This window comes from Bradyrhizobium sp. NAS96.2 (assembly GCF_001908235.1).
Taxonomy (GTDB): Bacteria; Pseudomonadota; Alphaproteobacteria; order Rhizobiales; family Xanthobacteraceae; genus Bradyrhizobium.
In genome coordinates, this window is sequence record NZ_LGHK01000075.1 from 1 (window position 1) to 23,655 (window position 23,655).

Annotated in this window: 31 protein-coding genes, 1 tRNA gene and 1 pseudogene; 19 read left to right on the forward strand and 14 right to left on the reverse strand. The window is 63.6% G+C overall.

All coding sequences use genetic code 11. From position 1 onward, the window contains the following. Positions 1 to 635: 635 nt before the first annotated feature. Both AC628_RS45820 and AC628_RS45980 read right to left on the reverse strand, forming a co-directional pair. Entirely contained in the window at positions 636 to 758 is a 123-nt protein-coding gene (locus AC628_RS45820) for a hypothetical protein (RefSeq protein ID WP_283806586.1), read from the reverse strand. A gap of 332 nt (positions 759 to 1,090) precedes the next feature. Beyond that, positions 1,091 to 1,513, reverse strand: coding sequence for a hypothetical protein (locus AC628_RS45980; RefSeq protein ID WP_349510118.1), 423 nt, complete (start codon positions 1,511 to 1,513; stop codon positions 1,091 to 1,093). A gap of 54 nt (positions 1,514 to 1,567) precedes the next feature. Between AC628_RS45980 and AC628_RS45985 the strand changes: the two are divergent. Then, positions 1,568 to 1,999 (forward strand): annotated as a pseudogene (locus tag AC628_RS45985) (tyrosine-type recombinase/integrase); the annotation flags it as partial. Positions 2,000 to 2,134: 135 nt separating this feature from the next. On the opposite strand, the gene AC628_RS17415 reads toward AC628_RS45985, so the two are convergent. Next, positions 2,135 to 2,211 (reverse strand) — tRNA-Pro (locus tag AC628_RS17415). Positions 2,212 to 2,290: 79 nt separating this feature from the next. Between AC628_RS17415 and AC628_RS17420 the strand changes: the two genes are divergently transcribed. The 4 genes from AC628_RS17420 to AC628_RS17435 all read left to right on the forward strand — a co-directional run bounded on the left by AC628_RS17420 (position 2,291) and on the right by AC628_RS17435 (position 5,877). Further along, positions 2,291 to 3,277, forward strand: coding sequence for an L-threonylcarbamoyladenylate synthase (locus AC628_RS17420; protein WP_074128018.1), 987 nt, complete (start codon positions 2,291 to 2,293; stop codon positions 3,275 to 3,277). Between the two features lie 113 nt (positions 3,278 to 3,390). Continuing rightward, a complete protein-coding gene (locus tag AC628_RS17425) occupies positions 3,391 to 4,818 on the forward strand; it encodes an FAD-binding oxidoreductase (RefSeq protein WP_074128019.1) in 1,428 nt (475 codons plus the stop codon). Between the two features lie 14 nt (positions 4,819 to 4,832). Further along, positions 4,833 to 5,276: a GNAT family acetyltransferase gene (locus tag AC628_RS17430; protein ID WP_074128034.1), complete on the forward strand. Its 444-nt coding sequence runs from the start codon at positions 4,833 to 4,835 to the stop codon at positions 5,274 to 5,276. Positions 5,277 to 5,295: 19 nt separating this feature from the next. Then, positions 5,296 to 5,877, forward strand: a complete 582-nt coding sequence (locus tag AC628_RS17435) for an NUDIX hydrolase (protein WP_050426258.1) — start codon at positions 5,296 to 5,298, stop codon at positions 5,875 to 5,877. A gap of 302 nt (positions 5,878 to 6,179) precedes the next feature. Here AC628_RS17435 and AC628_RS17440 read toward each other — a convergent pair whose 3' ends face one another. Next, entirely contained in the window at positions 6,180 to 6,620 is a 441-nt protein-coding gene (locus AC628_RS17440; protein WP_074128020.1) for a hypothetical protein, read from the reverse strand. A 260-nt stretch (positions 6,621 to 6,880) separates the two neighbouring features. On the opposite strand from AC628_RS17440, the gene AC628_RS17445 reads away from it, so the two are divergent. Continuing rightward, positions 6,881 to 7,135 carry a hypothetical protein gene (locus tag AC628_RS17445; protein WP_050426261.1) on the forward strand — a complete coding sequence of 85 codons (255 nt, stop codon included), beginning with the start codon at positions 6,881 to 6,883 and terminating at the stop codon, positions 7,133 to 7,135. 85 nt (positions 7,136 to 7,220) lie between these two features. Here the strand turns inward: AC628_RS17445 and AC628_RS17450 are convergent, their stop codons facing one another. Continuing rightward, complete coding sequence (locus AC628_RS17450; RefSeq protein WP_074128021.1) at positions 7,221 to 7,694, reverse strand: hypothetical protein; 474 nt, start codon at positions 7,692 to 7,694, stop codon at positions 7,221 to 7,223. Between the two features lie 124 nt (positions 7,695 to 7,818). Here AC628_RS17450 and AC628_RS17455 point away from each other — a divergent pair, with 124 nt between their 5' ends. Together AC628_RS17455 and AC628_RS17460 are read left to right on the forward strand one after the other, a co-directional pair. Further along, complete coding sequence (locus AC628_RS17455) at positions 7,819 to 8,586, forward strand: SDR family NAD(P)-dependent oxidoreductase (protein WP_074128022.1); 768 nt, start codon at positions 7,819 to 7,821, stop codon at positions 8,584 to 8,586. Between the two features lie 169 nt (positions 8,587 to 8,755). Next, positions 8,756 to 9,016, forward strand: a complete 261-nt coding sequence (locus AC628_RS17460; protein ID WP_016840962.1) for a helix-turn-helix domain-containing protein — start codon at positions 8,756 to 8,758, stop codon at positions 9,014 to 9,016. Between the two features lies 1 nt (position 9,017). Here AC628_RS17460 and AC628_RS17465 read toward each other — a convergent pair whose 3' ends face one another. After that, complete coding sequence (locus tag AC628_RS17465) at positions 9,018 to 9,992, reverse strand: hypothetical protein (RefSeq protein ID WP_074128035.1); 975 nt, start codon at positions 9,990 to 9,992, stop codon at positions 9,018 to 9,020. 130 nt (positions 9,993 to 10,122) lie between these two features. Between AC628_RS17465 and AC628_RS17470 the strand changes: the two genes are divergently transcribed. Next, positions 10,123 to 10,650: a collagen-like domain-containing protein gene (locus AC628_RS17470; RefSeq protein WP_074128023.1), complete on the forward strand. Its 528-nt coding sequence runs from the start codon at positions 10,123 to 10,125 to the stop codon at positions 10,648 to 10,650. Between the two features lie 56 nt (positions 10,651 to 10,706). Here AC628_RS17470 and AC628_RS17475 read toward each other — a convergent pair whose 3' ends face one another. Both AC628_RS17475 and AC628_RS17480 read right to left on the reverse strand, forming a co-directional pair. Further along, positions 10,707 to 10,934, reverse strand: a complete 228-nt coding sequence (locus AC628_RS17475; RefSeq protein ID WP_050426266.1) for a hypothetical protein — start codon at positions 10,932 to 10,934, stop codon at positions 10,707 to 10,709. 87 nt (positions 10,935 to 11,021) lie between these two features. Continuing rightward, a complete protein-coding gene (locus AC628_RS17480) occupies positions 11,022 to 11,288 on the reverse strand; it encodes a DUF2277 domain-containing protein (RefSeq protein WP_074128036.1) in 267 nt (88 codons plus the stop codon). A gap of 119 nt (positions 11,289 to 11,407) precedes the next feature. Between AC628_RS17480 and AC628_RS17485 the strand changes: the two genes are divergently transcribed. Further along, positions 11,408 to 11,653, forward strand: coding sequence for a DUF2188 domain-containing protein (locus AC628_RS17485; protein ID WP_016840968.1), 246 nt, complete (start codon positions 11,408 to 11,410; stop codon positions 11,651 to 11,653). A 108-nt stretch (positions 11,654 to 11,761) separates the two neighbouring features. Here AC628_RS17485 and AC628_RS17490 read toward each other — a convergent pair whose 3' ends face one another. Further along, positions 11,762 to 12,433: an ArsR/SmtB family transcription factor gene (locus tag AC628_RS17490; protein WP_245321214.1), complete on the reverse strand. Its 672-nt coding sequence runs from the start codon at positions 12,431 to 12,433 to the stop codon at positions 11,762 to 11,764. Positions 12,434 to 12,590: 157 nt separating this feature from the next. On the opposite strand from AC628_RS17490, the gene AC628_RS17495 reads away from it, so the two are divergent. From AC628_RS17495 to AC628_RS17510, 4 genes are all read left to right on the forward strand, one after another. After that, positions 12,591 to 12,992: a nuclear transport factor 2 family protein gene (locus tag AC628_RS17495; RefSeq protein ID WP_074128025.1), complete on the forward strand. Its 402-nt coding sequence runs from the start codon at positions 12,591 to 12,593 to the stop codon at positions 12,990 to 12,992. Between the two features lie 49 nt (positions 12,993 to 13,041). Then, the gene (locus AC628_RS17500) at positions 13,042 to 13,389 is read left to right on the forward strand and encodes an MmcQ/YjbR family DNA-binding protein (protein ID WP_074128026.1); all 348 of its coding nucleotides are present in this window, start codon (positions 13,042 to 13,044) and stop codon (positions 13,387 to 13,389) included. Positions 13,390 to 13,543: 154 nt separating this feature from the next. Continuing rightward, positions 13,544 to 13,897, forward strand: a complete 354-nt coding sequence (locus AC628_RS17505; RefSeq protein ID WP_074128027.1) for a hypothetical protein — start codon at positions 13,544 to 13,546, stop codon at positions 13,895 to 13,897. Positions 13,898 to 14,061: 164 nt separating this feature from the next. Continuing rightward, positions 14,062 to 14,490, forward strand: coding sequence for a hypothetical protein (locus tag AC628_RS17510; protein ID WP_074128028.1), 429 nt, complete (start codon positions 14,062 to 14,064; stop codon positions 14,488 to 14,490). A 104-nt stretch (positions 14,491 to 14,594) separates the two neighbouring features. Here AC628_RS17510 and bfr read toward each other — a convergent pair whose 3' ends face one another. Together bfr and AC628_RS17520 are read right to left on the reverse strand one after the other, a co-directional pair. Beyond that, on the reverse strand, positions 14,595 to 15,083 hold the full coding sequence (bfr, locus tag AC628_RS17515) for a bacterioferritin (RefSeq protein WP_050422038.1): 489 nt from the start codon (positions 15,081 to 15,083) through the stop codon (positions 14,595 to 14,597). A 230-nt stretch (positions 15,084 to 15,313) separates the two neighbouring features. Next, complete coding sequence (locus AC628_RS17520; protein ID WP_074128037.1) at positions 15,314 to 15,589, reverse strand: (2Fe-2S)-binding protein; 276 nt, start codon at positions 15,587 to 15,589, stop codon at positions 15,314 to 15,316. A 400-nt stretch (positions 15,590 to 15,989) separates the two neighbouring features. Here AC628_RS17520 and AC628_RS17525 point away from each other — a divergent pair, with 400 nt between their 5' ends. Together AC628_RS17525 and AC628_RS17530 are read left to right on the forward strand one after the other, a co-directional pair. Further along, entirely contained in the window at positions 15,990 to 16,295 is a 306-nt protein-coding gene (locus tag AC628_RS17525; RefSeq protein WP_021076077.1) for a hypothetical protein, read from the forward strand. A 237-nt stretch (positions 16,296 to 16,532) separates the two neighbouring features. After that, entirely contained in the window at positions 16,533 to 16,817 is a 285-nt protein-coding gene (locus tag AC628_RS17530; protein ID WP_050422014.1) for a hypothetical protein, read from the forward strand. A gap of 85 nt (positions 16,818 to 16,902) precedes the next feature. Here the strand turns inward: AC628_RS17530 and AC628_RS17535 are convergent, their stop codons facing one another. Further along, complete coding sequence (locus AC628_RS17535) at positions 16,903 to 18,135, reverse strand: lytic murein transglycosylase (protein WP_074128029.1); 1,233 nt, start codon at positions 18,133 to 18,135, stop codon at positions 16,903 to 16,905. 82 nt (positions 18,136 to 18,217) lie between these two features. On the opposite strand from AC628_RS17535, the gene AC628_RS17540 reads away from it, so the two are divergent. Beyond that, complete coding sequence (locus AC628_RS17540) at positions 18,218 to 19,309, forward strand: toll/interleukin-1 receptor domain-containing protein (RefSeq protein ID WP_168193395.1); 1,092 nt, start codon at positions 18,218 to 18,220, stop codon at positions 19,307 to 19,309. 69 nt (positions 19,310 to 19,378) lie between these two features. Here the strand turns inward: AC628_RS17540 and AC628_RS17545 are convergent, their stop codons facing one another. Both AC628_RS17545 and ettA read right to left on the reverse strand, forming a co-directional pair. Continuing rightward, positions 19,379 to 19,963 (reverse strand): TIGR00645 family protein, encoded by a 585-nt coding sequence (locus AC628_RS17545; RefSeq protein WP_074128031.1) that lies wholly within the window; start codon positions 19,961 to 19,963, stop codon positions 19,379 to 19,381. Between the two features lie 165 nt (positions 19,964 to 20,128). Continuing rightward, on the reverse strand, positions 20,129 to 21,778 hold the full coding sequence (ettA, locus tag AC628_RS17550; protein WP_074128032.1) for an energy-dependent translational throttle protein EttA: 1,650 nt from the start codon (positions 21,776 to 21,778) through the stop codon (positions 20,129 to 20,131). Between the two features lie 273 nt (positions 21,779 to 22,051). On the opposite strand from ettA, the gene AC628_RS17555 reads away from it, so the two are divergent. Next, positions 22,052 to 22,294, forward strand: a complete 243-nt coding sequence (locus AC628_RS17555; RefSeq protein ID WP_074128033.1) for a hypothetical protein — start codon at positions 22,052 to 22,054, stop codon at positions 22,292 to 22,294. A 123-nt stretch (positions 22,295 to 22,417) separates the two neighbouring features. Continuing rightward, complete coding sequence (locus AC628_RS17560; protein WP_074128038.1) at positions 22,418 to 23,380, forward strand: D-2-hydroxyacid dehydrogenase family protein; 963 nt, start codon at positions 22,418 to 22,420, stop codon at positions 23,378 to 23,380. Positions 23,381 to 23,655: the final 275 nt, after the last annotated feature.

Here is a 23,655-nt window from a genome sequence, read left to right on the forward strand (position 1 = left end):
GCTACCAGCAAAGCTCGCCGCGCAAAGGGGTCAAAATTGGACGCCGATGAGGGGTCAAATTTGCAAGCCGATTGACACAAAGGCGTCACAAGCGGCTCGCTGAGCCAACCCACCACCTGTTAAATCCACCAGTATCGATGAAACGTCTACCCCAATAGAAATTGCGCGCCCGTATCGTCCAACGAGCGGCCACAACGTCCAACCTGCGAAAGTGCGCGATCCGTGAGGCATTCAGGACGGCCTGCGGATAGTGACTCAGAAATGAAGCCAATCATCCGGCTTCGCCTGCATTGCGTCGCACTGGTAACGGGCTTGAAAAAACCGTCGAACAGAAAAGCGCGGCATGAAGCGTATCAGAAATGTGATCGGTACCCGCTCCTAGGACGACGTTGGCGTGCCCGCCCCAGACATTCTCCGCGGCAGCCCATACCGCCTCAAACAGCCGCTCGTCGCAATTGAGCTATCGTCCGCGAGTTGATTGTATGTGCCGATGGGCACTGATGATCTCGAGACGTCCAGCACACATAGAGCCACTGCTAAGGGAGTCTGCGCTCAGCAGAGCTTTCGCCTTGATCAGCGTAACCACACATCATCAACCTCCGTATCCGCCGAACACTTCAGGACCCGCACGCTCCTCAGACAAATAGAAACGCGACGAAGTCGCTCGCATAAAACTCGATCATCTTTAGTGCTTCGCAGCGCGCGATTTCACTAATATGATCGACGCACCAAAGCGCCCGGAAGCCGTTGGCCTGCACGATCCGCTCCGTCTTTCCGTAGCAGCGGCCGTGGCATTTCCGGATGGTTCGATGACCGCTTCCGGGTTGCGCCGAGAGAGCGCCCGCGGACGGCTCATCGTCGAGCGCATCGCGGGCAAGGATTACACGACACTCTTTCATATAGAGAGAATGAGGGAATTATGCCGCGTCCAAGCAAAGGAGCCCGGCTCTATAGACGCAAAGCTCGGTATCGCGACGGCAACCTCGTCGCCCAGTCCGTCTGGATTATCAAAGACGGCGACCGACATATCGCCACAGGATGCATTGCGAGCGCGTCTGAAACAAAGCCTCCGCAGAAAGCAGAGCAGGCGCTAGCAAACTACATCGCGCAAAAATATCAACCGGAGCGCAGTCGAAGAGATATCGACGACATCGATTGCGCCGACGTGCTGTCGATCTATCTGACCGATATCGGCGAGCCAGGTGATCAGTTTGAAATTGAGGCAAGGATCGAGCGGCTCAACGATTTCTGGGGCGGCAAGAAGCTGTCGGCAGTCAACGCGCAAACTTGTGCAGGCTACGTCAAACATCGCGGCAGCCGGGGCGGCGCGCGTCGTGACCTCGAGACGTTCCGCGCCGCGATCAACCATCATACAAAGGAGGGCTTTCACCGTGGTACGGTTCGCGTATCCCTCCCGCCGAAAGGTGAGGCGCGCGACCGGTGGCTGACGCGCACAGAGGCCGCAGCCTTGATTTGGCAATGTTGGCGCTATCGCGAAAAGCAGACCGTCCACGCGGGCAGCTCAAAGGGCGAGCCGGTACGGACAGACCGCCGGCCGCTCCGACACGTGGCCAGATTTATCCTGATCGGCCTCTACACCGGCACGCGGGCGGGCGCGATCGCGGCGGCATCGCCATACCCCGAGCTCGGGCACTCGTACGTTGATCTCGAGCGTGGTATCTTCTACCGAAGGCCGATCGGGAAGCGAGCGACCAAGAAGCGTCAGACGCCAGCTCCACTTCCGCCCCGGCTACTGGCTCATTTGCGTCGTTGGAAAGACCGCATGCTGATGAGCACCTGCTTCGTCGAGTTCAATGGCAAGCCGGTCGCTTCTGTGAAGAAGGGCTTCAAATCTGCCGTGGATCTTGCCAAGCTGCCCGGGAAAGTCACTCCGCACACGTTGCGCCACACGGCAGCGACCTGGTTAATGCAGCGCGGCGTGCCGATCTGGGAGGCGGCCGGGTTCCTCGGCATGTCGGCGGAGGTCCTGCAGGAAACCTATGGCCATCACCATCCCGATCATTTGCATGGGGCGGCGGCAGCCATTGGCCAAAAAACGCGGTATGTTTCGGTGGTCAAATCGGTGGTTGACTCGGGAACGGCCACCGATGAGAACGAAAAACCTAAGGAAATCTGGTCGGAGTGGCAGGATTCGAACCTGCGACCCCTGCGTCCCGAACGCAGTGCTCTACCGGGCTGAGCCACACTCCGACTAAGAGCCGGGCTTATAGCGTCGGGTTTCGGGGACCGCAAGGGACCACAGGGCACCCAATTGAGGAATCTAGTCACAGTGGATACAGGTCTGAAAACGCACGTATTGCCCGCCGGCGCCGCCGCCACGGCCACCGCCGCCGGGGTTCTGGCCGAGGGCGGCCTGGTGGCGTTTCCGACCGAGACGGTTTACGGCCTCGGCGCCGATGCCGGCAACGCCTCGGCGATTGCCCGGCTCTACCAGGCCAAGGGCCGGCCGGCCTTCAATCCGCTGATCGCCCATGTCGCCGATCTCGGCGCCGCCCGCCGGATCGCCCTGTTCAACGGGCAGGCTCTGCGGCTGGCGGATGCGTTCTGGCCCGGCCCCCTGACCCTGGTGCTGCCGAAGGCGCTGTCCTGCCCGGTTGCGGAACTCGCGACCGCCGGGCTCGACACGGTCGCGATACGCATCCCGGCCCACAAGGTGGCGCGCGACATCATCAAGGCGTTCGGCGGTGCCGTGGTAGCACCGTCGGCCAATCTCTCCGGCCATGTCTCGCCCACCACCGCCGAGCATGTGAACGGGGATCTGGCTGGCCGCATCGACATGATCGTCGACGGCGGCCCGGTCGAGGTCGGCGTCGAATCCACCATCGTCGGCTGCTTCTCCGATCCTGTACTGCTACGGCCGGGCGGGCTGACCCGCGCCGAGATCGAGCGCGTGCTCGGCCATCCGCTGCAATCGCCGCCGCAGGATGCCGAGAACGACGCTCAGCCGATCGCCCCGGGCATGCTCGCCTCGCATTACGCGCCGCGGACCCCGGTCCGGCTCAATGCCAGCGACGTCCATGTCGGTGAAGCCTTGCTGTCGTTCGGGCCGGTCAAGGTGGCGCGGCGCGAATGCGCATTGGTGGAGATGAACCTGTCCGAGCGCGGCGATCTCGCCGAGGCCGCCGCCAATTTGTTCGGTTACCTTCGCACGCTCGACACGAGAAACGCGGATGCTATTGCGGTGACGCCCATTCCCGAGGACGGGCTGGGCGAAGCCATCAATGACCGGCTGCGCCGCGCAGCGGTCGGGCGATAACGAGCATGACCCGGAAGAGTGGAAACCGGTTTTCCCTCGCGACAAACGCGACGCGTTTGCGCGGCGGTCATGCGTAAACTAAGAACCCCGGCTGAGTGAAAGACCAAGAAAAAATGAACATCGTCCAATCAGCGGTGCCGCCGCTTCCGCCCGAATTACTGGAAAAATTCCGCGCCATCGTCGGCGCGAAATACGCGGTAACCGATGCCGCCGACATCCAGCCCTACGTCACCGAGGAGCGCGACCTGTTCCACGGCCGTTCGCCGCTGGTGCTGCGTCCGGGCTCGACCACTGAGGTCGCCGCGATCTGCAAGCTTGCCAGCGAACACAGGATCGCGCTGGTGCCGCAGGGCGGCAACACCGGCCTGGTCGGCGGGCAGACGCCGCACAATGGCGAGGTCGTGGTGTCGCTGCGGCGCCTCGACAAGATCCGCGACATCGACGTCGATTCCAACACCATGACTTGCGAGGCCGGCGTGGTGCTGCAAATCGCGCAGCAGAAGGCAGCGGACGTCGACCGGCTGTTTCCGCTGTCGCTCGGCGCCGAAGGCAGCTGCACCATCGGCGGCAACCTGTCGACCAATGCCGGCGGCACCGGAGCGCTGGCCTATGGCGTGGCGCGCGAGATGGCGATCGGGCTCGAGGTCGTGCTCGCCGACGGCCGCGTGCTCAACGCGCTGTCGAAGCTGAAGAAGGACAACACCGGCTACGATTTGCGCAACCTGTTCATCGGCGCCGAGGGCACGCTCGGCATCATCACGGCCGCAACCCTGAAACTGTTTCCGAAGCCGCGCGCGGTCGAGACCGCTTATGTCGGCCTGAAGTCGCCGGCGGCAGCATTGAAGCTGCTGTCGATCTCGCGCAACGAGGCGGCCGGCGGCCTGACCAGCTTCGAACTGCTCGCCGACATCGCGGTCGATTTCTCGATCCGCCACGGCATCGATATCCGCGATCCGCTTGAGAGCAAGCATCCCTGGTACGTGCTGATGGAATTGTCGTCGTCGCGCGACGATGCACGCGACACGCTGGAGGCGATCCTCGCCCAGGGCATGGAAGACGGCATCGTCGACGACGCCGTCATCGCCGCCAATCTGAGCCAGCGCCAGGCGTTCTGGAAACTGCGCGACGAGATGTCGGCGGCGCAGAAGCCTGAGGGCGGCTCGATCAAGCACGACATCTCGGTGCCGGTCGCGGCCGTGCCCGCCTTCATCGCGGAGGCCAACGCGGCTGTCGTGAAGCTGATCCCGGGCGCGCGGCCGGTGCCGTTCGGCCATCTCGGCGACGGCAACATCCACTACAATGTCAGCCAGCCGGTCGGCGCCAATGCGGCCGACTTCCTGGCGCGCTGGCACGACGTCAACGCGGTCGTGTTCGACATCGTGCTGCGGATGGGCGGCTCGATCTCGGCCGAGCACGGCATCGGCGTGCTCAAGCGCGACGAACTGCCCGACGTCAAGGACAAGGTCGCGATCGAGCTGATGCGGCAGGTCAAGGCGATGCTCGATCCGCTCAGCATCATGAACCCGGGCAAGGTGCTGTGACCGTGCAGGCGACAATGCCCTCTCCCTCCCTCGCCATCGCAGAGATCACCGATGCCGACGTGGCCGATGTCGTCACGCTGTGGCAGGCTTGTGGCCTGACACGGCCGTGGAACGATCCCGCAGCCGATATTGCGCTGGCGCGGCGCGGATCGAGCTCGACGGTGCTGGTCGGCCGCGACGACGGCGCGATCGTCGCAACCGCGATGGTCGGCCATGACGGCCATCGCGGCTGGGTCTATTACGTCGCGGTCGATCCCAATCGCCAGGGCAAGGGCCTTGGCCGGACGATGATGACCGCAGTCGAGGATTGGCTGCGTGCAGCCGGCATGCCGAAGCTGCAATTGCTGGTGCGGCGGGAGAACGCCAAGGCGAGCGCATTCTATCAAACGCTCGGCTATGAAGAATCGACCTCGGTGATGCTGGCCAAATGGCTCGACGGTCGCGAAGCGACGCCGTAACAAGTTTGAGGATCGACGCATGAGCATCGCCGACCGCGTCCGCGTCAAGGACGTCCAGCTGCTGTCGAAGCGCCGCTACGAGCTGAAGAGCGCGACCTTCGACTACCGCCGCAGCAACGGCGAATGGCAGACCCAGGTGCGCGAGGTCTATGACCGCGGCAACGGCGCCGTGCTGTTGCCCTACAATCTGAAGGCCCGCACCGTGGTGCTGGTGCGCCAGTTCCGCTATCCCGCTTTCGCCAATGGCTATGATGACCTGTTGATCGAGGCCGCCGCCGGCATGCTCGATGACGCCGCGCCGGAAGAACGCATCCGCGCTGAGGCGGAGGAAGAGATCGGCTACCGGCTCGCGCATGTGCGCAAGGTGTTCGAAGCCTTCATGACGCCGGGCGCGGTGACCGAGAAACTGCATTTCTTCGTCGCCGAATACGACGCCGCGATGCGCGTCAGCGACGGCGGCGGGCTCGCCGACGAGGGCGAGGACATCGAGGTGCTGGAGCTTGCGATCGACGACGCACTCGCCATGATCAGCGACGGCCGCATCGTCGACGCCAAGACCATCATGCTGCTGCAATACGCAGCGCTGCATCTGTTCAGGTAGGTACCGGCCCGTTCCGGCGGAGACGCGCTGCCAAAATATTGAAAACAACCCCATGCAAAGGAGCCGGCGGTGGCCGGCGCTCGACTTGACACGTCGGGCAACTCACGGGTACGCTTCTAATATTCCGAAATCACGCAAGCCTACGCCAGCCCCTCACCCCGTCATCCTGAGGAGCGCATCTTCGCGCGTCTCGAAGGATGCACGGCCCGGCTGGTGGCCGATTCATCCTTCGAGGCTCGCTCCGCTCGCACCTCCAGCGACAACGGCAAAGCCGTTGCGCGGGGATGACGGGGATGGATGCCCTACTGCATCGTGATCGCAAGCCCGCTCAGGTCGGCGTTGGCCATCAGGCCGACCTGGTGGCCGGTCAGTTCCAGCACCGCGCCCTTCTGATTGGTCAGCACGATCGCACGCGCGCCGCGGCCGACGGCGAGCCCCGCGCCCGCTGCGCCGTAGACGCCGGCAACGTCGGACGGACGATTGATGTTGCTGACGCGGCCGCGCAGCACGGTCTTGGAGCCGCCGAACACCAGGCCGTAATCGAGACCGCCAGTCGAGAGCCGATAGGAGCGGCCGCGGAACGTCAGCACGCCGCTGCCGCCGGAGCCGCCGATGATCCATCCGGCCTTGTAGATCGTGAGCGTCACGAAACCGCTGTCGGCACGGGCGGCCGACGAGAAAGCAAGTCCCGTGAACGCCAGCAGCGCAACCAGTGCGACGCGAAGGGTGGATGAAAATTTCATGTGCAGTCTCCCCAAGATTTGCTCACGTCGAGTTTCTTGCGTCGCGACGCCGGCGCGAATCGCAATGCGCGACTGTAGCAAGCGCGTAACCTGGCGCAATTTTGGCACAGCGCCGGCCGATTTGGTAACGGCTGTTTCCGTGCAACCAGCGTTGAACCTGTTCCCGGGGTTGCAACACTCACTGCATGTCCGGGGCGATCGGCCCCTGAGCTCCAGGATTTTCTCGCGGAGCATTCACATATTCAAACCGGAGATTTTCGATGCGTCGTCTTGCGATTGCCTGTGCCGCCATTGCCGCCACCGTGTCCGTGCTTGCCGCGGCAAGCCCCGCCAGCGCCAACCCGTATCATCTGATCCGCTGGCAAGACACCGGCTTCTGCCAGATCTGGGACCAGAGCATCCCGACCACGCCGTGGCCCGCGAACTTCGCCGTCGTCAGCGAGGAGCTGCCGACCTTCGACGCCGCGTTCACCTACAAGACCGGACTGCTCAACAACGGCACCTGCGCGTTCTGAGCACTCCCCGATCAGGCACAGGGCGGACACGCGGCAACCACGCGGCGTCCGCTCTTCTGCTGTCAGGGCATCACGCGATCAAGCATCAGTGATGCTTGATCAGCGCGTCACGCGCGGCGGCAAGTTCGAGGAACGCGGTGCCGTTGCCGCCGCCGTCGGGATGCACCGTCTTGGCGGCGCGCTTGAACGCCTGATGGACCTCGGTCGCCGCAAGCCTGCGGCCGAACGGCAGGCCCAGCAATTGCCGGTAGCGTTCTTCCTGCGTCAGCAATTTCGGCGTCAGGCCGCGGCGGCCGAACTGCGGTGCGGACAGCATGTGCAGCGCATCGCTGACGATGCCGAGACGGCGCAGCGCCATCGATTTGGTGTGGCGGTCGGCCGATTTCAGCGCTGCCTGGCGCAGGATCGGCAGCACCTGTGCGGCCGCATGCCGCAGCGTCTCGTCGATATCGGTCGTGGCGATCTCGGCGATCATTTTGGCGATCTCCCGGTAGTCGGGATCCGGCGCCGCGCAAAAGCGCTCGATCGCAACTTTCCAGTGTCTGATATGCGGGTCCATGATCGGTCCGTACTGTCATCCGAATATGGATGACAGCAACGCGCAAACGCGCCTTGGCGTTTCGGTTGGCGCAGTTTTGAATAGTGTTGTCGACAACGCTCATAAATCAGAACGAGGAAACGCCATGGCCCTTCTCGACAATCACATCGCCGTCATCACCGGTGCAGGCTCGGGCATCGGGCGCGCCATCGCGCTCGGCTACGGCCGCGAGGGCGCGCGGGTGGTGCTGCTCGACATGAACGGCGATGCGGTGGCGGAAGCGGCCAAGGAGATCAGGAACACCGGCGGCAAGGCGGAGAGCTTTGCGCTCGACGTGACCGATCGCGACGCCTGCATCGCGATGGCAAAGCAGGTCGCGGACAAAGTCGGGCCGGTCTCGATCCTGGTCAACAATGCCGGCATCGCGCGCCGCAACGGCATGCTCGGCGCGGACGATGCCGTGATCAAGGATTGGGAAGACATCATCGCGATCAATCTCACCGGCGTCTTCAACGTCACGCATTCGTTCCTCGCGCCACTGCGCAAGAACAAGGGACGCATCGTCAATATCGGTTCGATCCAGTCCTTCGTGCATCTGCGCACGCCGAGTTCGCCGGCCTACACCGCCTCCAAGCACGGCGTGCTCGGCTTCACCAAAGCGCTGGCCGCCGAGCTCGGCAAGGATGGCGTGCGCGTCAACGCGATCGGCCCCGGCTTCATCGAAACGCCGCTGAACGAGAAGGTGCGCGCCACCAATCCCGATCTGGTGAAGGTGTTCATGGACCACACCCCGCTCGGCCGCGCCGGCAAGCCGGAGGACATCGTCGGCCCCGCGATCTTCCTCGCCTCGGATCTCTCAGCCTATGTCTCGGGATCGATCGTGATGGTCGATGGCGGCTACAGGACACTGTGACCGACGGAACCGCAATCGTGGCGATTTCTGGGTATTTTTCTTACAAAGCAGGGAGTTAGCGCGGCGTTAAGGACTTGTTAACCAAACCGGCACACCGTGGATCTACGGGGTAGTTGATTCTCGATGTCTCCGCCTCATCGACGAGGCGGGCGTTGATCGGGAGGAGTTCATGTCATACGCGTCCACCGTACCGTCGCCGGAAGCTCTGCTGCCGTCGCTGGCTCCAAATGAAATCGTCCCACTGCTGATCGGCGCGACCGTCGATGAGGTCGAGCGGGAACTGGTGCTGCAAACGCTCGCGCGCTGCGACGGCAACCGTACCCGCGCCGCACGCGTGCTGGGACTGTCGGTCCGAACGTTGCGGAACAAGATCCGCGAATATTCGGCCGACGGCATCGACGTGCCGCTGAGCGAGCACGCCGCGGCCTAGTTCAGATCGAGAGATCGATCGCAAGACGCCGCCAGCGCGACAACAACGCGCTGTCCTCGTCACCGAGGCAGCGCGCGAGACGCACGTCGGTCGTCGCGGTCTGCTGCATCGTCCGGGCCACCAGCGCGGTCGCATAGTCCCAATAGTCGCGCCGTCCATTCGGATCGTCATCGACGAGGGACTTTGCGAGGATTTCGACGTAGATCGCGACGATGGCATTTTGCCAGAACTCGCTTGCGCCCCCGTCGGCGGAGGGCGCGCCGGTTCGCGCCTGCCACATCAGCCAGTAATTTTCTTCGCCTGCTGCCCAATCCGATGACGGCAGGCACGGATCAAGACATGGCGAGCGGCACAGGAGTGGCTGCATCGTCCGCGCGTTGCAGAACACGGCATAGCCGAGCTTGTCGTACCAACGCGCGCGCAGCAATCGGCGGATCTCGTCCTGCTCGTCCGCGGCGAGCTGGCGCCTGCCCGTTCGCTCGAGTTCGGCGATGATCGCGGCCACGCGGTCGCGATCGAACGGCTCGACCTCGAGCACCACGCCGATGTTACGCGGAAACAACGCATCGAGCATGCCGACCATCTCGCGATAGAACGCGCGCGCCAGGCCACTGCCACGCCACGCCCTCCCGATGCCGACGTGGTTGCAAAAGATCAGATCGCTTGCGTGATCATAAGTGAAGAAGCCGAGCCCGATCGCGCGCCCGCCGGCACGCAGGATGAAGCAGCGCGAGTCGAGGCGATAGGACATCGTGCGGCCGTCGACGCTGAACTGCCGCAGCTCGCCGACATCATCGGACAGCAGCCAGCGCACGATGTCGTCAGGGCTGTCGCGCTCGCTCGCAGGAAACAGCTCCTCATAGAGATCGAGCACACCCGTGCCACGAAAGGCCGCTTCGTCGAGCACATCGTGCCGCGTCACGACGATGTCGAGCGATTGCGATGCTTCGCCGTAGCTGCCGTCCAGAACCCGCAATGCGTCCTCCGTTGTCATAATGCCCATGGAATTATGACTGTTGATCGCTCGCATCGGTGGCGGCCGCCAGAATTGAAGCCGTCGTCCAACCTCTGTTACAAGCGGCTTCAAATCGCGACGGAGCACATCAGTGGCTGACGAGACAACTTCCCGCCAGGGGGCACGAGGAGCACAGGGGCCGCAGGGCCGTCAGGGCGAGCCGGGAAAGCCCGGACCGCAGGGACATCCGGGGCGACCGGGGCCGGAAGGTGCGCGCGGTAAGCCGGGTCCGCAGGGCAAGGCGGGCGTGGTCGGAAAGGCAGGTCCCCAGGGCAAGCCGGGCGCGCAGGGCAAGGCAGGCGCACAGGGGCCGCGCGGCGAAGCAGGTCCACAGGGGCCGCAGGGACCGGCCGGTCCGCGCGGTGAAGCCGGCCCGCCCGGCCAATTGCCGTCGATCGAGCAGGTGATGCCGTGGCTGCACATGATCTTCGACGCCTGGGAAGACTACAAGCGCACCAAGGAGCGTGAAGCCGCCGAGCAGGCTGAACGCGATGCCATCGAGCGCGCGGCAGCGGAGGCGATCGCCCTTGAAGTCGATGACATCGACCTCGAGGAAGATGACGACGAGGACGGCGATCACAAGAAAAAGAAGAAGCACCGCAAGAAGGACAAGAAGTAATTCTTGTCGTCATCGCGCGACGACACGGCCAGCCATGTCCGTGTCGCGCGCCAGGCTCACCGCTCGGTCCGGGGATTGGTCGGAGGATCGGACGGCCTGGCGAGCTGCATGAGCTGGAAGACCCAGCGCATCGCGTAGTACCAGGCAACACCCGCGAACGCCCCGCACGCCGACAGGATGATGACGTTGGCGAGGTCGATCGTGCCGCTCGACCACAGCATGCCGCAGGTCCAGAGCACGGCGAACGCAATCGAACAGAGTGTGAGCAGGGCGGCAGGCTTCATGGCGTTGCTCCGGGGCCGGGGGGAACGGCAACGATGCCCGGCGGCCTGGCGCCTTACCGTGACCTGCGTCACGGAATGCGCTGGGTCTCAGCCGAACCGGAGGCGCGAGCGCTCCCTCGCCTTCTCCGCCTCGACCTCGCGATCGCGCGCCGGCGCCGTGGTCTGCAACGAGATCAGGAGTTTTCGCGCAGCAGCGGAAACCTCGGCCACGGCACGATTGAAGGCGGCTTCATTGGACTGCGACGGTTTGTTGAAGCCGGACAATTTGCGCACGAATTGCAGCGCCGAGGCGTGGATCTCGTCTTCGGTGGCGGGCGGCTCGAAGTTGAACAGCGTCTTGATATTGCGGCACATGTCGGTCTCCCTCGCCCGCATTTTGGGGCTTGTGTCTCAAAGACGATCGGCTGCTGCAAAATACGACATCGTGGTCTATTCTGGCAGCCTCATCGTCCACGATGGAAACGAGGTTCCGGATGAGCCACGTGATCTACAAGGTTGTCCAGCACGACGGTGGCTGGGCCTATACCGTCAACGGGGTGTTCTCGGAACCGTTTCCAACCCATGCCGCGGCACTTGCCGCCGCCCGGCGCGCCGCCAACGAGCAGCGCGTTCCCGGGCGCACCGAGGCGATCCAGTACGAGACCTCGGACGGCAAATGGCTGACCGAGACCGCCTCCGGCAACGACCGCCCGGAGACCGAGGTCGAGGACGGCCGCTAAAGCGCGATGAAAAGCGTCATCGCGCTTTAGCTTCTTGTCTGAGCATGATCTTCTCGGAAAACCGCGTCACACTTTTCCGGATCGCGCTCGAGGTTCATTCACGCGCTCTCAGAACGGAACCTGCACGCCGAGCCGATCGAAGAAGGCCCGCCCCCGATCGGTGATCCGCAACGCGCGCGGAATCCGATGCGGCGCAACGCCGCGCATCTCGACCAACCGCCCCAGCACGGCATTGGCGAACGGACCTGCGAGATGCGGCACGCGCTCAGTCCAGTCGTTGCACAGCCGCAGATGCGGCTGCCGCGACGGATCGAAATCGATTCCCTCGGCCCGGCACCAGGCCAGCCCCTGCTCGGTGACGCGCCCCTCCCGGCCATCGATGATGACGAGACGGCGGCGGATCAGCGCATTCGACAGCAGCACGCCGAGCTGGCCCGCGAGATGATGATAGCAGGTGCGCGATTGCCTGAGCTGTTCGGCCGGCATGGCGCGCTTGGGGGCGACAGTGGTTTTGGCTGCGAGATCGACGAGGGTTTCGATCAGCGCCGCGACGTCGTCGTCCCTGATCCGGTAATATCTGAACCTGCCCTGCGCCCACACCGACAGCACGCGCGCATCGACCAGCTTCTGCAGATGCGCACTGGCGCCCTGCGGTGAAATGCCGGCCACCGCGGCCAGCTCGCCCGCCGGCAGCGCCTTGCCGTCGGCCAGCGCGCTGACCATGGCCTCACGCACCGGATCGCCCAATGCCTCGGCGATCCGCGAAAATCCCGTCTGCACGGATTGGGATGATCCCACCGCATCGTCCTCCATATCGGACCGAATCGTCCTACCCGCATTCGTAACATCGCGAAACTCATTTCAGATTTTCCTGAAACGTCAGGGCCGCCGCTTCCGGTCAAATCGGCGGCAGTCGACGACACACAAGGGAACAATCATGACAGAAGCCAACAAGGACGCGGAACGCATTTACAAGCTCTGGGATCAGGCCCTCGGCGACAAGGACCTCGAGGCGGCACTCGCGCTCTACGCACCCGATGCCTCGATCGAGAGCCCGCTGGTCCAGCATTTGATGCAGAGCAAAGACGGGATCGTCCAGGGCCGGGCGTTGCGCGAATTCATCACACGCGTGTTCCGCACCAACCCGCCGCAGCGGCGGCGCTTCAAGCAGGGCTTCTTCAGCGACGGCCGGATCCTCACCTGGGAATATCCGCGCCAGTCCCCGGATGGCGACCAGATGGATCTCGTCGAGGTCATGGAGATCAAGGACGGCCTGATCCAGCGTCATCGCGTCTATTGGGGATGGTATGCGCTGAACGTGCTGAGGGCGAACGATTGATCGTCCGCTGTCCGTGATATGGTGAGCCGACGAGATCGCGTTGGCAACCATGTCCGCAGACCGCTTCCGCCGCACAGCGCTGAGCCTGCCCGAGGTGATTGAAGGCGCGCATCACGGCACCGTCGACTTCCGCGTCGGCAAACGCATCTTCGCGACGCTCGGCTATCCCGACAGGGATTGGGGCATGGTGAAGCTGACGCCGGAGCAACAGGCTGTCGTGGTCGAGGCCGAGCCGGAGATCTTCCGGCCGGTGCCGGGCGGCTGGGGCAAGAGCGGCAGCACCAATGTCCGTCTTGCGAAGGCCAACCAGCTCACGCTGCGCAGCGCGCTCACGATGGCGCGGGACAACATCGCGGCGAAGCCCGCGAAAAAGGCTCGCGCGAAGAAGCCGGCCTGAACGCCACGATCCCGCACTGCATCACGGAGGCCGCGCCGCTTCGCTCATTCTTTGAGCATGCATCCCGCCCGCGGTTCGTGCCTAATCGCGCAAACACCGGATTCGCGCGCGGGCGTTGCGCGGATCACGCACGAAGTTTTCGCGGAGGAATGCAATGCGAAGGCTGACGCATGGCGCGGTGCTCGCGTCGCTCGTCATCATGGCGGGCGCAGCGCTGGCGTTCGACAACGGCCAATACGACAATGTGCCGCCCGACATCCGCGCCTGGTTCAAGAGCGTGATCGCGCCGAATGGCGTGCCGTGCTGCGACATCTCCGACGGCCATCGCACCAGCTACGACGTTCGGGGCGGCGCCTATTGGGTGCCGATCGAGGGCGAGTGGATGATGGTGCCGGAGCGCGCCGTGATCCGCGATCGCGGCAATCCGGTCGGCGAGGCCGTGGTGTGGTACGTGCACCACCGCGGCAGCATCATCATCAGCTGCTTCGTTCCGGCGGACGCCGTCTGAGGCAGCACGTCCATCCGTCAGCGCCGGCTGATCGCGCCAATTTGAAACATTTACGTCCTGTTAACCTTACTTTTTAACCAATAATTAAGGATGAGTTTGCGGGCGCCCTGAGGCGCGGCCTAGCTTCAGCACAAATGCTCCGTAACCGCGGGTTGGTGCCTGCCATGGCGTATCGAAGAACGGCGTTTCGACCATCCGGGGCGCTGATGGCGTCCCTCGGCATTGCAGCGCTGCTGCTTGCTTCCTCGACCGAGACCGATGCGAGATCCGGAACGGCGCCGCGCGGCACCTTCGCCTCGCACCATCCGGCCTTCCGCCACCATGTGCGCGTGCCCGGCATCGTGTTGCCGGGGACGAGCGGATATTACGACGACGCGCTCGCCGCTGCGCCGCTCGCCGCCGAGGTCCCGGCGCCGGTCTCGAACGACGTCCGTTACACCTACACCCAGGACGTGCCCTGGGATTGGGCGCACCGCTATCCGCCGGCCGTGGCGCCGTCGGATCGCCCCTATGTGTCGAGCTGTCCCACGGAGACCGTGACGGTGCCGGGACGCGGTGGCGACCGCACCATCAACATCATGCGGTGCTACTGAGCGAGAGCTCGGTCCGATTGCGAAAACAAAGAAAACAAAAGAGGCCGCCTGCAAGGACGGCCTCTCGTATTTTTAGCGCCACTCACCGAGCGCGAAACAGCCGCTCAGTGATCCTCGCCCTTCAGATGACCGACGTGCTTCTGGGTGTAGAGTTCGAGACCGATGCGCTTGATCAGGTCGAGCTGGGTCTCGAGGAAGTCGATGTGGTCTTCCTCGTCCTTCATCAGCTGCTCGAACAGGTCGCGGCTGACGTAGTCCTTGACGCCGTGGCAATAGGTTGCCGCCTCCTGGTAGAGCGTGCGGGCGCCGATCTCGGCGGCCAGGTCACACTCGATGATCTCCTTGACGTCCTGGCCGATCTTCAGGGGATCGAGCACCTGCAGATTCGGGAAGCCGTCGAGGAACAGGATGCGATCGACGAATTTGTCGGCGTGCTCCATCTCCTCGATGGATTCCTTGCGCCAGACCTTGGCCATCTCCAGGAGGCCCCAATTGTTGAGCATCCGGTAGTGCAGCCAGTACTGATTGATGGCGGTCAGTTCGCTGCGCAGCCCCTTGTTCAGATAGTCGATGACCTTCGGGTCGCCTTGCATGATCCACTCCACCTGTCGCGGCCAAACCGGCCGGCACTATATTTAGAATGCTTCTAAATCAGATTGCCGGAGAGAGCAACCCATCGCGGAAGCAGCGCGTGGATAACCGGATTCGGTGGATCTGGAGAGGACAGAGCGTTCCCGCGGTGCGCAAGCCGGTTCGCGGGCGGAAAACGCGTCAAGACGGGAACTGGAGCTTCGGCGCTGATCCAATCCGGGCCGAAATTGCCTCAGCAGGCCGCGAGCGCGAATTCGGCCGGCTCGGCCTCTTCGTCGTTGGCGGCGTGCGGATGGCCGCTGTGGGGGCAGCCGGAGCAGCAGGCCTTGGCGCAGGGACCGAGCGCCTCGTCGATGATTGCCTTGATGGTGCGCGCGCAGCGGCCGCATTCGGCGCTACAGCCGAGGCAGCCATACACCTGCTTGGCATTTCGTGTCACGGACCCGCCACCGTTCACGGCATTGCGGACATCGTGGTCGCTGAGGACGTTACAGGAACAGACAATCATCAGAGGAAGCGGGTCCAACGGGTGATGCTTGGCAATATGGATATTGTCGGGCCCCGCCATATGCAAAAGGAAAAAGCAGTTCTTGTAGCAATTCCAAACTGATGCGGGATTCATATTGGAATGAATCTAAATCGGGGGGCTTCGATTTTTTGACCATTCTCAATGCGCCGGGCGGCACTTCGATGGGTCAACATCCGCTTTTGCCACGGCAAGGCGCCGGCGGCACCCGCTGCCCGGTTGCCGCTCAAGTCTGTGCATTGCGAAATAATTCAAAAGCTGCAAGCATTTGGTCGCGAATACGGCAGCGTCGTTCATTGATCATTCAAGCGGAATATGGAACCCTCAGGCGAGACAGATCGCCAACGCACGCTGTCCCTGCTCCCGTGAGAAAGGTGAGGTCATGAAGAAGACATTGCTGGCGCTTTGCGCCGCCGCCACTCTGGCGGTTTCGGCTGTGGCGGTGCCCGCCCCCGCCCAGGCACAACGCGGTGTCGCCGCCGGCGTCGCTGCGGGATTGATCGGTGGCGCTATCGTCGGTGGCGCGATCGCTTCGCAGAACGGCTATTACGGTCCCGGCTATGGCTACTACGCGCCCGGTCCGGCCTATGTCGCCGAGCCCGGCTATGGTCCCGATTGCTTCTGGCAGCGCCAGCGGTTCTGGGACGGCTACACCTGGCGCATTCGCCGCGTCCGCGTTTGCGATTGATCGCCGTTCATCTCGATTAATTCGAACCAGATGTCCCGGAAAACAGACTGTTTCTCCGGGACATCCGCTGTAGATGGCCAGAAAAAACCGCTTTTCTGCGCGATGAGCCTGCGGACGTTTACTTTCGGTTGACTGTTCTGCGCTGTTTAGCAAGACAGCAGTTCGAGATCAGCGTGCGAGTCACCTAAAACCCGGCGTCGGACCATGACGCCACCACCTTCCAGGAGAGCCAAAGACATGAAGAAGACTTTAGCTGCCCTCGTTGCCGTTACCACGATTGCCGGTTCGCTGGCGGTTGCTCCGGCTGCCAAGGCTGGTGACGGCGGCGCCGTCGCGGCCGGCGTTGCCGGCGGCCTGATCGGCGGCGCCCTGCTCGGCGGCGCAATCGCAGGCGCCCGTCCGGCCCCGGTCTATGTTGCACCGGCGCCTGTTTACGTCGAAGAAGCTCCGTGCCGCTGGGTTCGTGAGCGCTTCTGGGACGGCTACGGCTGGCGCTTCCGTCGCGTCCAGGTTTGCGACTGATCGACCGACACGCTGTCAGCATCACACTCGAAAACCCGGCCTTGCGGCCGGGTTTTTGTTTTGCGTTACCGAGCGGACCTCGGGCTCAGCGCTGCCCGTTCATCGCGCGCAGCACCGCCTCGCTCGGCCAGCAGTCGACCTTCAGCCCGGCCTGCTTCTGGTAGGCGCCGAGCGCCGCGCGGGTCTGCATCCCGGCCTTGCCGTCGAGCTTGTCCTTGTAGAGACCGATCCGCGTCAGCTGCTGCTGCATCGCCTCGACATCGGCCGAGCGCAGTTGCTTCGACGCCGACCATGGCGTCGCGAACGGCTGCGGGCTCGTCATGCGGTCGGCGAGATGGCCGACGAACAGCACGTAGAGGTCGGAGAAATTGTATTCCTTGATCACGAAGTAGTTCGGCGTGGTCAGGAAGGCCGGACCGTAGATGCCTTCCGGCTGTAGCAGCGAGGCCGATTGCGCCTGCTCGGTGGCGCTCAGCCTCTGCCCCCGCACCGGCACGAAGCCCGCCCGCAGCCACTGGCTGATCGGTTTGGTCACCTCGGGCACGCCCATCGTGCAATCGGCATTGGCGGGTGCCGTGACTTCATAGGCCCAGCGCACGCCGGGTTGCCAGCCCTTGTTGACGAGCTGCTGCGCCGCGGAGGCGAGCGCGTCCGGCACCGAGTGCCAGATGTCGACCTTGCCATCGCCGTCGAGGTCGACGCCGTGCTTGTAATATTCCGACGGCAGGAACTGGGTGTAGCCGGTCGCCCCCGCCCAGGACGAGCGCATCTCCTTGCGCGTCACCGCACCCTCGCCGAGGATCTTCAGCGCGAGGATGAACTCGGTGCGATACTGATCCTTGCGGCGGCCGACATAGGCCTGCGTCGCCACCACGCGCAGCGTGTCGTAGGGCAGCGAGTAGCGGCCATAGTCGGTCTCGCGGCCCCAGATCGCCAGCACGATCGTTGGGGGAACGCCAAACCGCTTCTCGATCGCATCGAGCGACGAGCGATACTTCTGCAGCAGCCGCTGCCCCTCGGCGGCGAGCCGCGCGATCGAGGCTTCCTTGATGTAGTCGGCCGGCACCTGCACGAACTCGGCCTGCGCCGGCGCGCCGGTCTTGGGACGTCCCGGCAGGATCAGATCGGGCAGCTTGTAGTCGGGTTCAAGGGAGCGTGTCTCGCGATCGAAGGTTTCACGCGATACGCCGGCCGCCTTGGCCTCAGGCCACAGCGAGGCGATGAACTGGGTGAACGCGGCATCGGCGGCATATGCCGGCCGCTGCAGCGGCACACAAAGCAACAGCGCGAATGCGACGATGGTGGCTGGCCATTTCATGATCGATCTCACCCCGCGGAAACAGGCATTGCAACGTGGATTCGGCAATGTCAGAATTCAATTCTGGGTGGTAAGTTTTGCCATGCGCATATTTTTGTCATTTCCCTCCGAATTGGAATCGCAGGCTGACAACATCGCTCAGTCCTTGCGCAATTGCGACCATGACGTTTTCTTTTCGCACGACGATCTCCCGCCGGGCGACAGCTTCGATGCGCGCGTCGAAAAAGCCATCGAAAGCAGCGATTTTATGGTGTTCCTGATCTCACCGGAATCGGTGACCAAGGGACGCTACACCTTGAGCGAGCTCGCCTTTGCCCGCAGCAAATGGCCGAACCCGAGCAATCGCGTGCTGCCGGTGATGATGGCGCCGACCCCGCTCGACCAGGTTCCGACCTATCTCAAGGCGGTCACTATCCTGGAGCCGCAGGGCAGCGCCGCCGCCGAGACGCGCGCCGCGGTGGATCGCATGCTGGAGGCCAAGAGCGAGCAGTCGCGCGGGCAGCCGAACCTGCCGTTCCTCGTGCTGGCGCTGGCCTCCGCCATCGCATGCAGCCTGGTCACGACCTATGCGCTCAACGTCCTGCAATATTCGTTCGTCGTCTCCGACGCAGGCGGGATCACGATCCTGCCGGGGGTGATCTTCGGCGCGGCGATCGCGGCCTGCAACGTCATGTTTGGCGCGAAGGACCGGTTTCAGCTGGCGCTGGTGGTCGCAATCACGACCGCGGCCTGGATCGCGGCCTATGATGCGAGCGCGGTCACGCTTCAGGCGCTCGGCCAATATGCGAAGACCGTCCCGGCCGACGGCAATGCCGCAAGCCCGGCGCAGATCACCGAGACACTCGGCAACAACCCGTTGATGGGTTACCTCATCGGCGGCATCGGCGGCGCGGTCGGCGGAGCGATCACCATTCTCGGCGTGCTTCTGACCAACCCCGCGTTCAGGCGGATCGACAGCTTCGTGGTGACCTGGATCGCCGCCATCGCGGCCGGAACCATTTACGGTGCAATCGTCAGGCTGCCGACCTTGCTCGGCTGGCTGGTGCTATTTGGCGTCTGGCAGAGCGCGTTCATCCTTGCCATGGCCCGCGGATTTCCGCGCGGCGCGGCGCAGATCCCCGAATGGCTCGGCCGATCCGCGCCTGCCTTGTTCGGCTCACGCGCGGCGCGATGACGCCGTCGTCGAGCGTTTCCGAGCGAAGTGGGCACCGGTTCGCGTGAAGGAAACGCGTCAGGAAAGCCCCTAGTGCCCGGACTGCTGCTTCGCGCCCTCGATCGAGTCGTTCGACAGCTTGTCGACGATGGCGATGCCGATCGCCGACAGGATGAAGACGCAGTGGATGATGGTCTGCCACATCACGCCGGTCTCGGTGTAGTTGCCCTTGCCTGACGACAGCGCACCGGCCTCGATGAAGGTGCGCAGCAGATGGATCGAGGAGATGCCGATGATCGCCATCGCCAGCTTGATCTTCAGCACGCTGGCATTGACGTGGCTGAGCCATTCCGGCTCGTCTGGATGTCCCTGCAGATTGAGACGCGACACGAAGGTCTCGTAGCCGCCGACGATCACCATCACCAAGAGGTTCGAGATCATGACGACGTCGATCAGGCCGAGGACGGCCAGCATGATCTGCTGTTCGCTGAAATCGAAGGCATGGGCGAACAGGTGCCACAGCTCCTTCAGGAACAGCACGACATAGACGCCTTGGGCGATGATCAGGCCGACATAGAGCGGCAATTGCAGCCAGCGCGATCCGAAGATCAGCATGGGAACGGGACGCAGCGAGCGGCCCTTCAGAGGGGCACGCGCGTCGGAAACAGCGGACATGTTGGAGTGCTCGCGGAATTGAAATTGCGGAGCGCTCTATCTACGCAATCCCGCGCGCTTGAAAAGCGACAACTGGCCGCAGATTGCGCCGCGATGCCGTCACGATCCTGCAAACAAGGAACAGTCGAACGCGGCCCGATTGCCGCGCTCGACCGATCGAACCGATCACCGCGTCAGCTTCTTGTACTTCACGCGGTGCGGAATGATGCTGTCCTGGCCGAGCCGGCGCATCTTGTCCTTTTCGTAATCCTGGAAGTTGCCCTCGAACCATTCGACATGGCTGTCGCCCTCGAAGGCCAGGATGTGGGTCGCGATGCGGTCGAGGAACCAGCGATCATGGCTGATGATGACGGCGCAACCGGCAAAATCCTCCAGCGCCTCTTCCAGCGCGCGCAGCGTGTCGACGTCGAGATCGTTGGTCGGTTCGTCGAGCAGCAGCACGTTGGCGCCCGACTTCAGCATCTTGGCGAGATGCACGCGGTTGCGCTCACCGCCGGACAGCGCGCCGACCTTCTTCTGCTGGTCGGCGCCCTTGAAGTTGAACGACGAGCAGTAGCCGCGCGAATTGACTTCCTTCTTGCCGAGCAGGATCAGCTCGTTGCCGCCGGAGATTTCCTCCCACACGGTCTTCTTGCCGTCGAGCGCGTCGCGCGACTGGTCGACATAGCCGAGATGAACGCTTTCGCCGACAGTGATGGTGCCCTTGTCGGGCTCCTCCTGCTTGGTGATCATCTTGAACAGCGTGGTCTTGCCGGCGCCGTTGGGACCGATCACGCCGACGATGCCGCCCGGCGGCAGCTTGAAGGTCAGATCGTCGATCAGCATGCGGTCGCCAAAGCCCTTGCTGAGGCCCTCGAAGTCGACGACGTTCTGGCCGAGCCGTTCGGCGACCGGAATCGTGATCTGCGCGGTCTGGGTCTGCTTCTCGCTGGCCTGTTTCAGCAATTCCTCATAGCGCTGATAGCGCGCCTTCGACTTGGCCTGCCGCGCCTTTGGCGAGGATGCGATCCACTCCTGCTCGCGCGCCAGCGTCTTCTGATGCGCGGCGTCTTCGCGGCCCTCCTGCTCGAGCCGCTTCTGCTTCTGCACCAGCCAGGACGAGTAGTTGCCCTCGTAGGGAATGCCGCGGCCGCGGTCGAGCTCGAGGATCCATCCCGTGACATTGTCGAGGAAGTAGCGATCGTGGGTCACGATCAGGATTGCGCCGGGATAGTTGCGCAGATGGCCTTCCAGCCACGACACCGACTCGGCGTCGAGATGGTTGGTCGGTTCGTCCAGCAGCAGCAGTTCCGGCTGGTCGAGCAGCAGGCGGCACAGCGCGACGCGGCGGCGTTCACCGCCCGAAAGCTTGGTGACGTCGGCATCATCGGGCGGACAGCGCAGCGCGTCCATCGCCTGGTCGACCTTGCTGTCGAGATCCCACAGGCCCTGCGCCTCGATCTCGTCCTGCAGCTTGGTCATCTCGTCGGCGGTCTCGTCCGAATAGTTGACGGCGAGCTCGTTGTAGCGGTCGAGGATCGCCTTCTGCTTGGCGACGCCCTGCATGACGTTCTCGCGGACCGAGAGTTTCGGATCGAGCTGCGGCTCCTGCTCGAGATAGCCGACGCGGGCGCCCTCGGCGACCCAGGCCTCGCCGTTATACTCCTTGTCGAGGCCGGCCATGATCTTGAGCAGCGTCGACTTGCCCGAGCCGTTGACGCCGAGCACGCCGATCTTGGCGTCCGGGTAGAAGCTCAGATGGATGTTATCGAGCACCTTGCGGGTCGGGTACGCCTTGGTCAGACCCTGCATGAAATAGATGAACTGGCGAGCCATCCGCTGTCCCTGGAATTGATCCGATTTGTGGAAATTTTGCTGCCGCCGATGTAACGGCCGGCCCCCGAAAGCGCAACCGCGGGGCGGGCGTTTTCCATCCGTTCACCACGTTCTGTCCATTGGCCACGGGTGATTACGGGTTCGACACCATGTGAGCGCCGAATCACGACAATTGAAACCATCTTTTAATAAATCAGGCCAAAACTCGTCTGCAACGCCGAAAAACGGCGATTTTCGCGGCAGAACCGCGACCAAAACAGTTGAGGCCGTACCATGGCTACCATCATTTCAGCGCCGCTTTCGCGACCGGTGACCAAATCCGAGGCGACGCTGTTCGCCGAACTCCGCGCCTTCTGGCGGGCCTTCGCCGCCAAGGCTTTCAATCCCTACCGGCCGGAACTGCACTATATGCGCGGCCCGGGCCCGGCCTGCCGCGCCAAGCAGATGGCACTGTCGCCGGCGGTCCGGTCGATGCTCGCCGATATCCGCACCGCGAAGACGCGCAAGCCGTCCTGAGCTTTGTAGCAATCGCCGCTTTTTGAAACCGCGGCCGCTTGCGCGCCTACCGATTGCGCGCGACCATCAGGAATCTCGACGGTCGATTTTCTGCCGTTGCCCTCACCCTGAATGGACCTTCCGATGACGCGGCTCCGCTGTGCAATCCTCGACGACTATTTCGACATCGCGCTCTCGCTGGCGGACTGGCCGGCGATCAAGGATCGCGTCGAGGTCACCGTGTTCGACAAGCCGTTCGCGAGCGAAGCCGAAGCAGCTGGTCAGCTGAAGGATTTTGAAATCATCTGCGCGATGCGCGAGCGCACGGCGTTCCCGAAGAGCCTGTTCGATGCGCTGCCCAAGCTGAAGCTCCTGATCACGTCGGGCATGCGCAACGCAGCGATCGATATGGAGGCCGCCAAGGCTAGCCAGGTGGTGCTGTGCGGCACCCAGTACAGCCGCGATCCCACCGCGCCGCTGACCATGGGCGTGATCCTGGAATTGACCCGCGGCATCGGCCGCGAGAACGCGCGGATGCATGCCGGCGAGCCGTGGCAGACCTTTGCGGGCACCGAGATCGAGGGCAAGACGCTCGGAATCATCGGCCTCGGCAAGCTCGGCAGCAAGGTCGCCGGCATGGCCAAGGTGTTCGGCATGAACGTGATCGCCTGGAGCCCCAACCTGACGCCGGAGAAGTGCAAGGAGGCCGGCGTCGGCTACGCCAGCAAGGACGAGCTGTTCGCCACATCAGACATCATCACCATCCATGTCGTACTGAGCCCGCGCTCGCGCGGACTGGTTGGTGCCGCCGATCTCGCCCGAATGAAACCGGCGGCCTATCTCGTCAACAGCGCGCGCGGGCCGATCGTCGACGAAGACGCACTCCTTGTCGCATTGCGCGAGAAGAAGATCGGAGGCGCCGGCATCGACGTGTTCTCGGTCGAGCCGCTGCCGACCGATCACCCGCTGCGCAAGCTCGACAACGTCGTGATCACACCGCACCTCGGTTATGCAACGCGCGAGAGCTTGCAGGCGCACTATCAGCAGATGGTCGCCTGCATCGACGCCTTCACCAAAGGCGGTGAGCCGCCGCGGCGGCTGGCCTAGAGGAAGGTGAGGCTGGATCGAGTCGGTTCGACCATGCCCTTGCTTCACCTCTCCCCATCGGGGAGAGGTGAACCTCCGCTGTCGATCGAGCCCAACCTGAATCTTATCAACCTCTAGCTCGGGCGCTTGCGGGCAACAAAAAAGGCGCGCTGTTCGCGCGCCTTTTTCATTGATGGGTTGACCAGTTGGCTTAGCGCACCGTGACCGGCGCGGGCAGCGGCTGGACCGAGGTCGGCTGCGTGCCCGGCAGCGGCGCGGCCTGAGCCTGGGTCGGC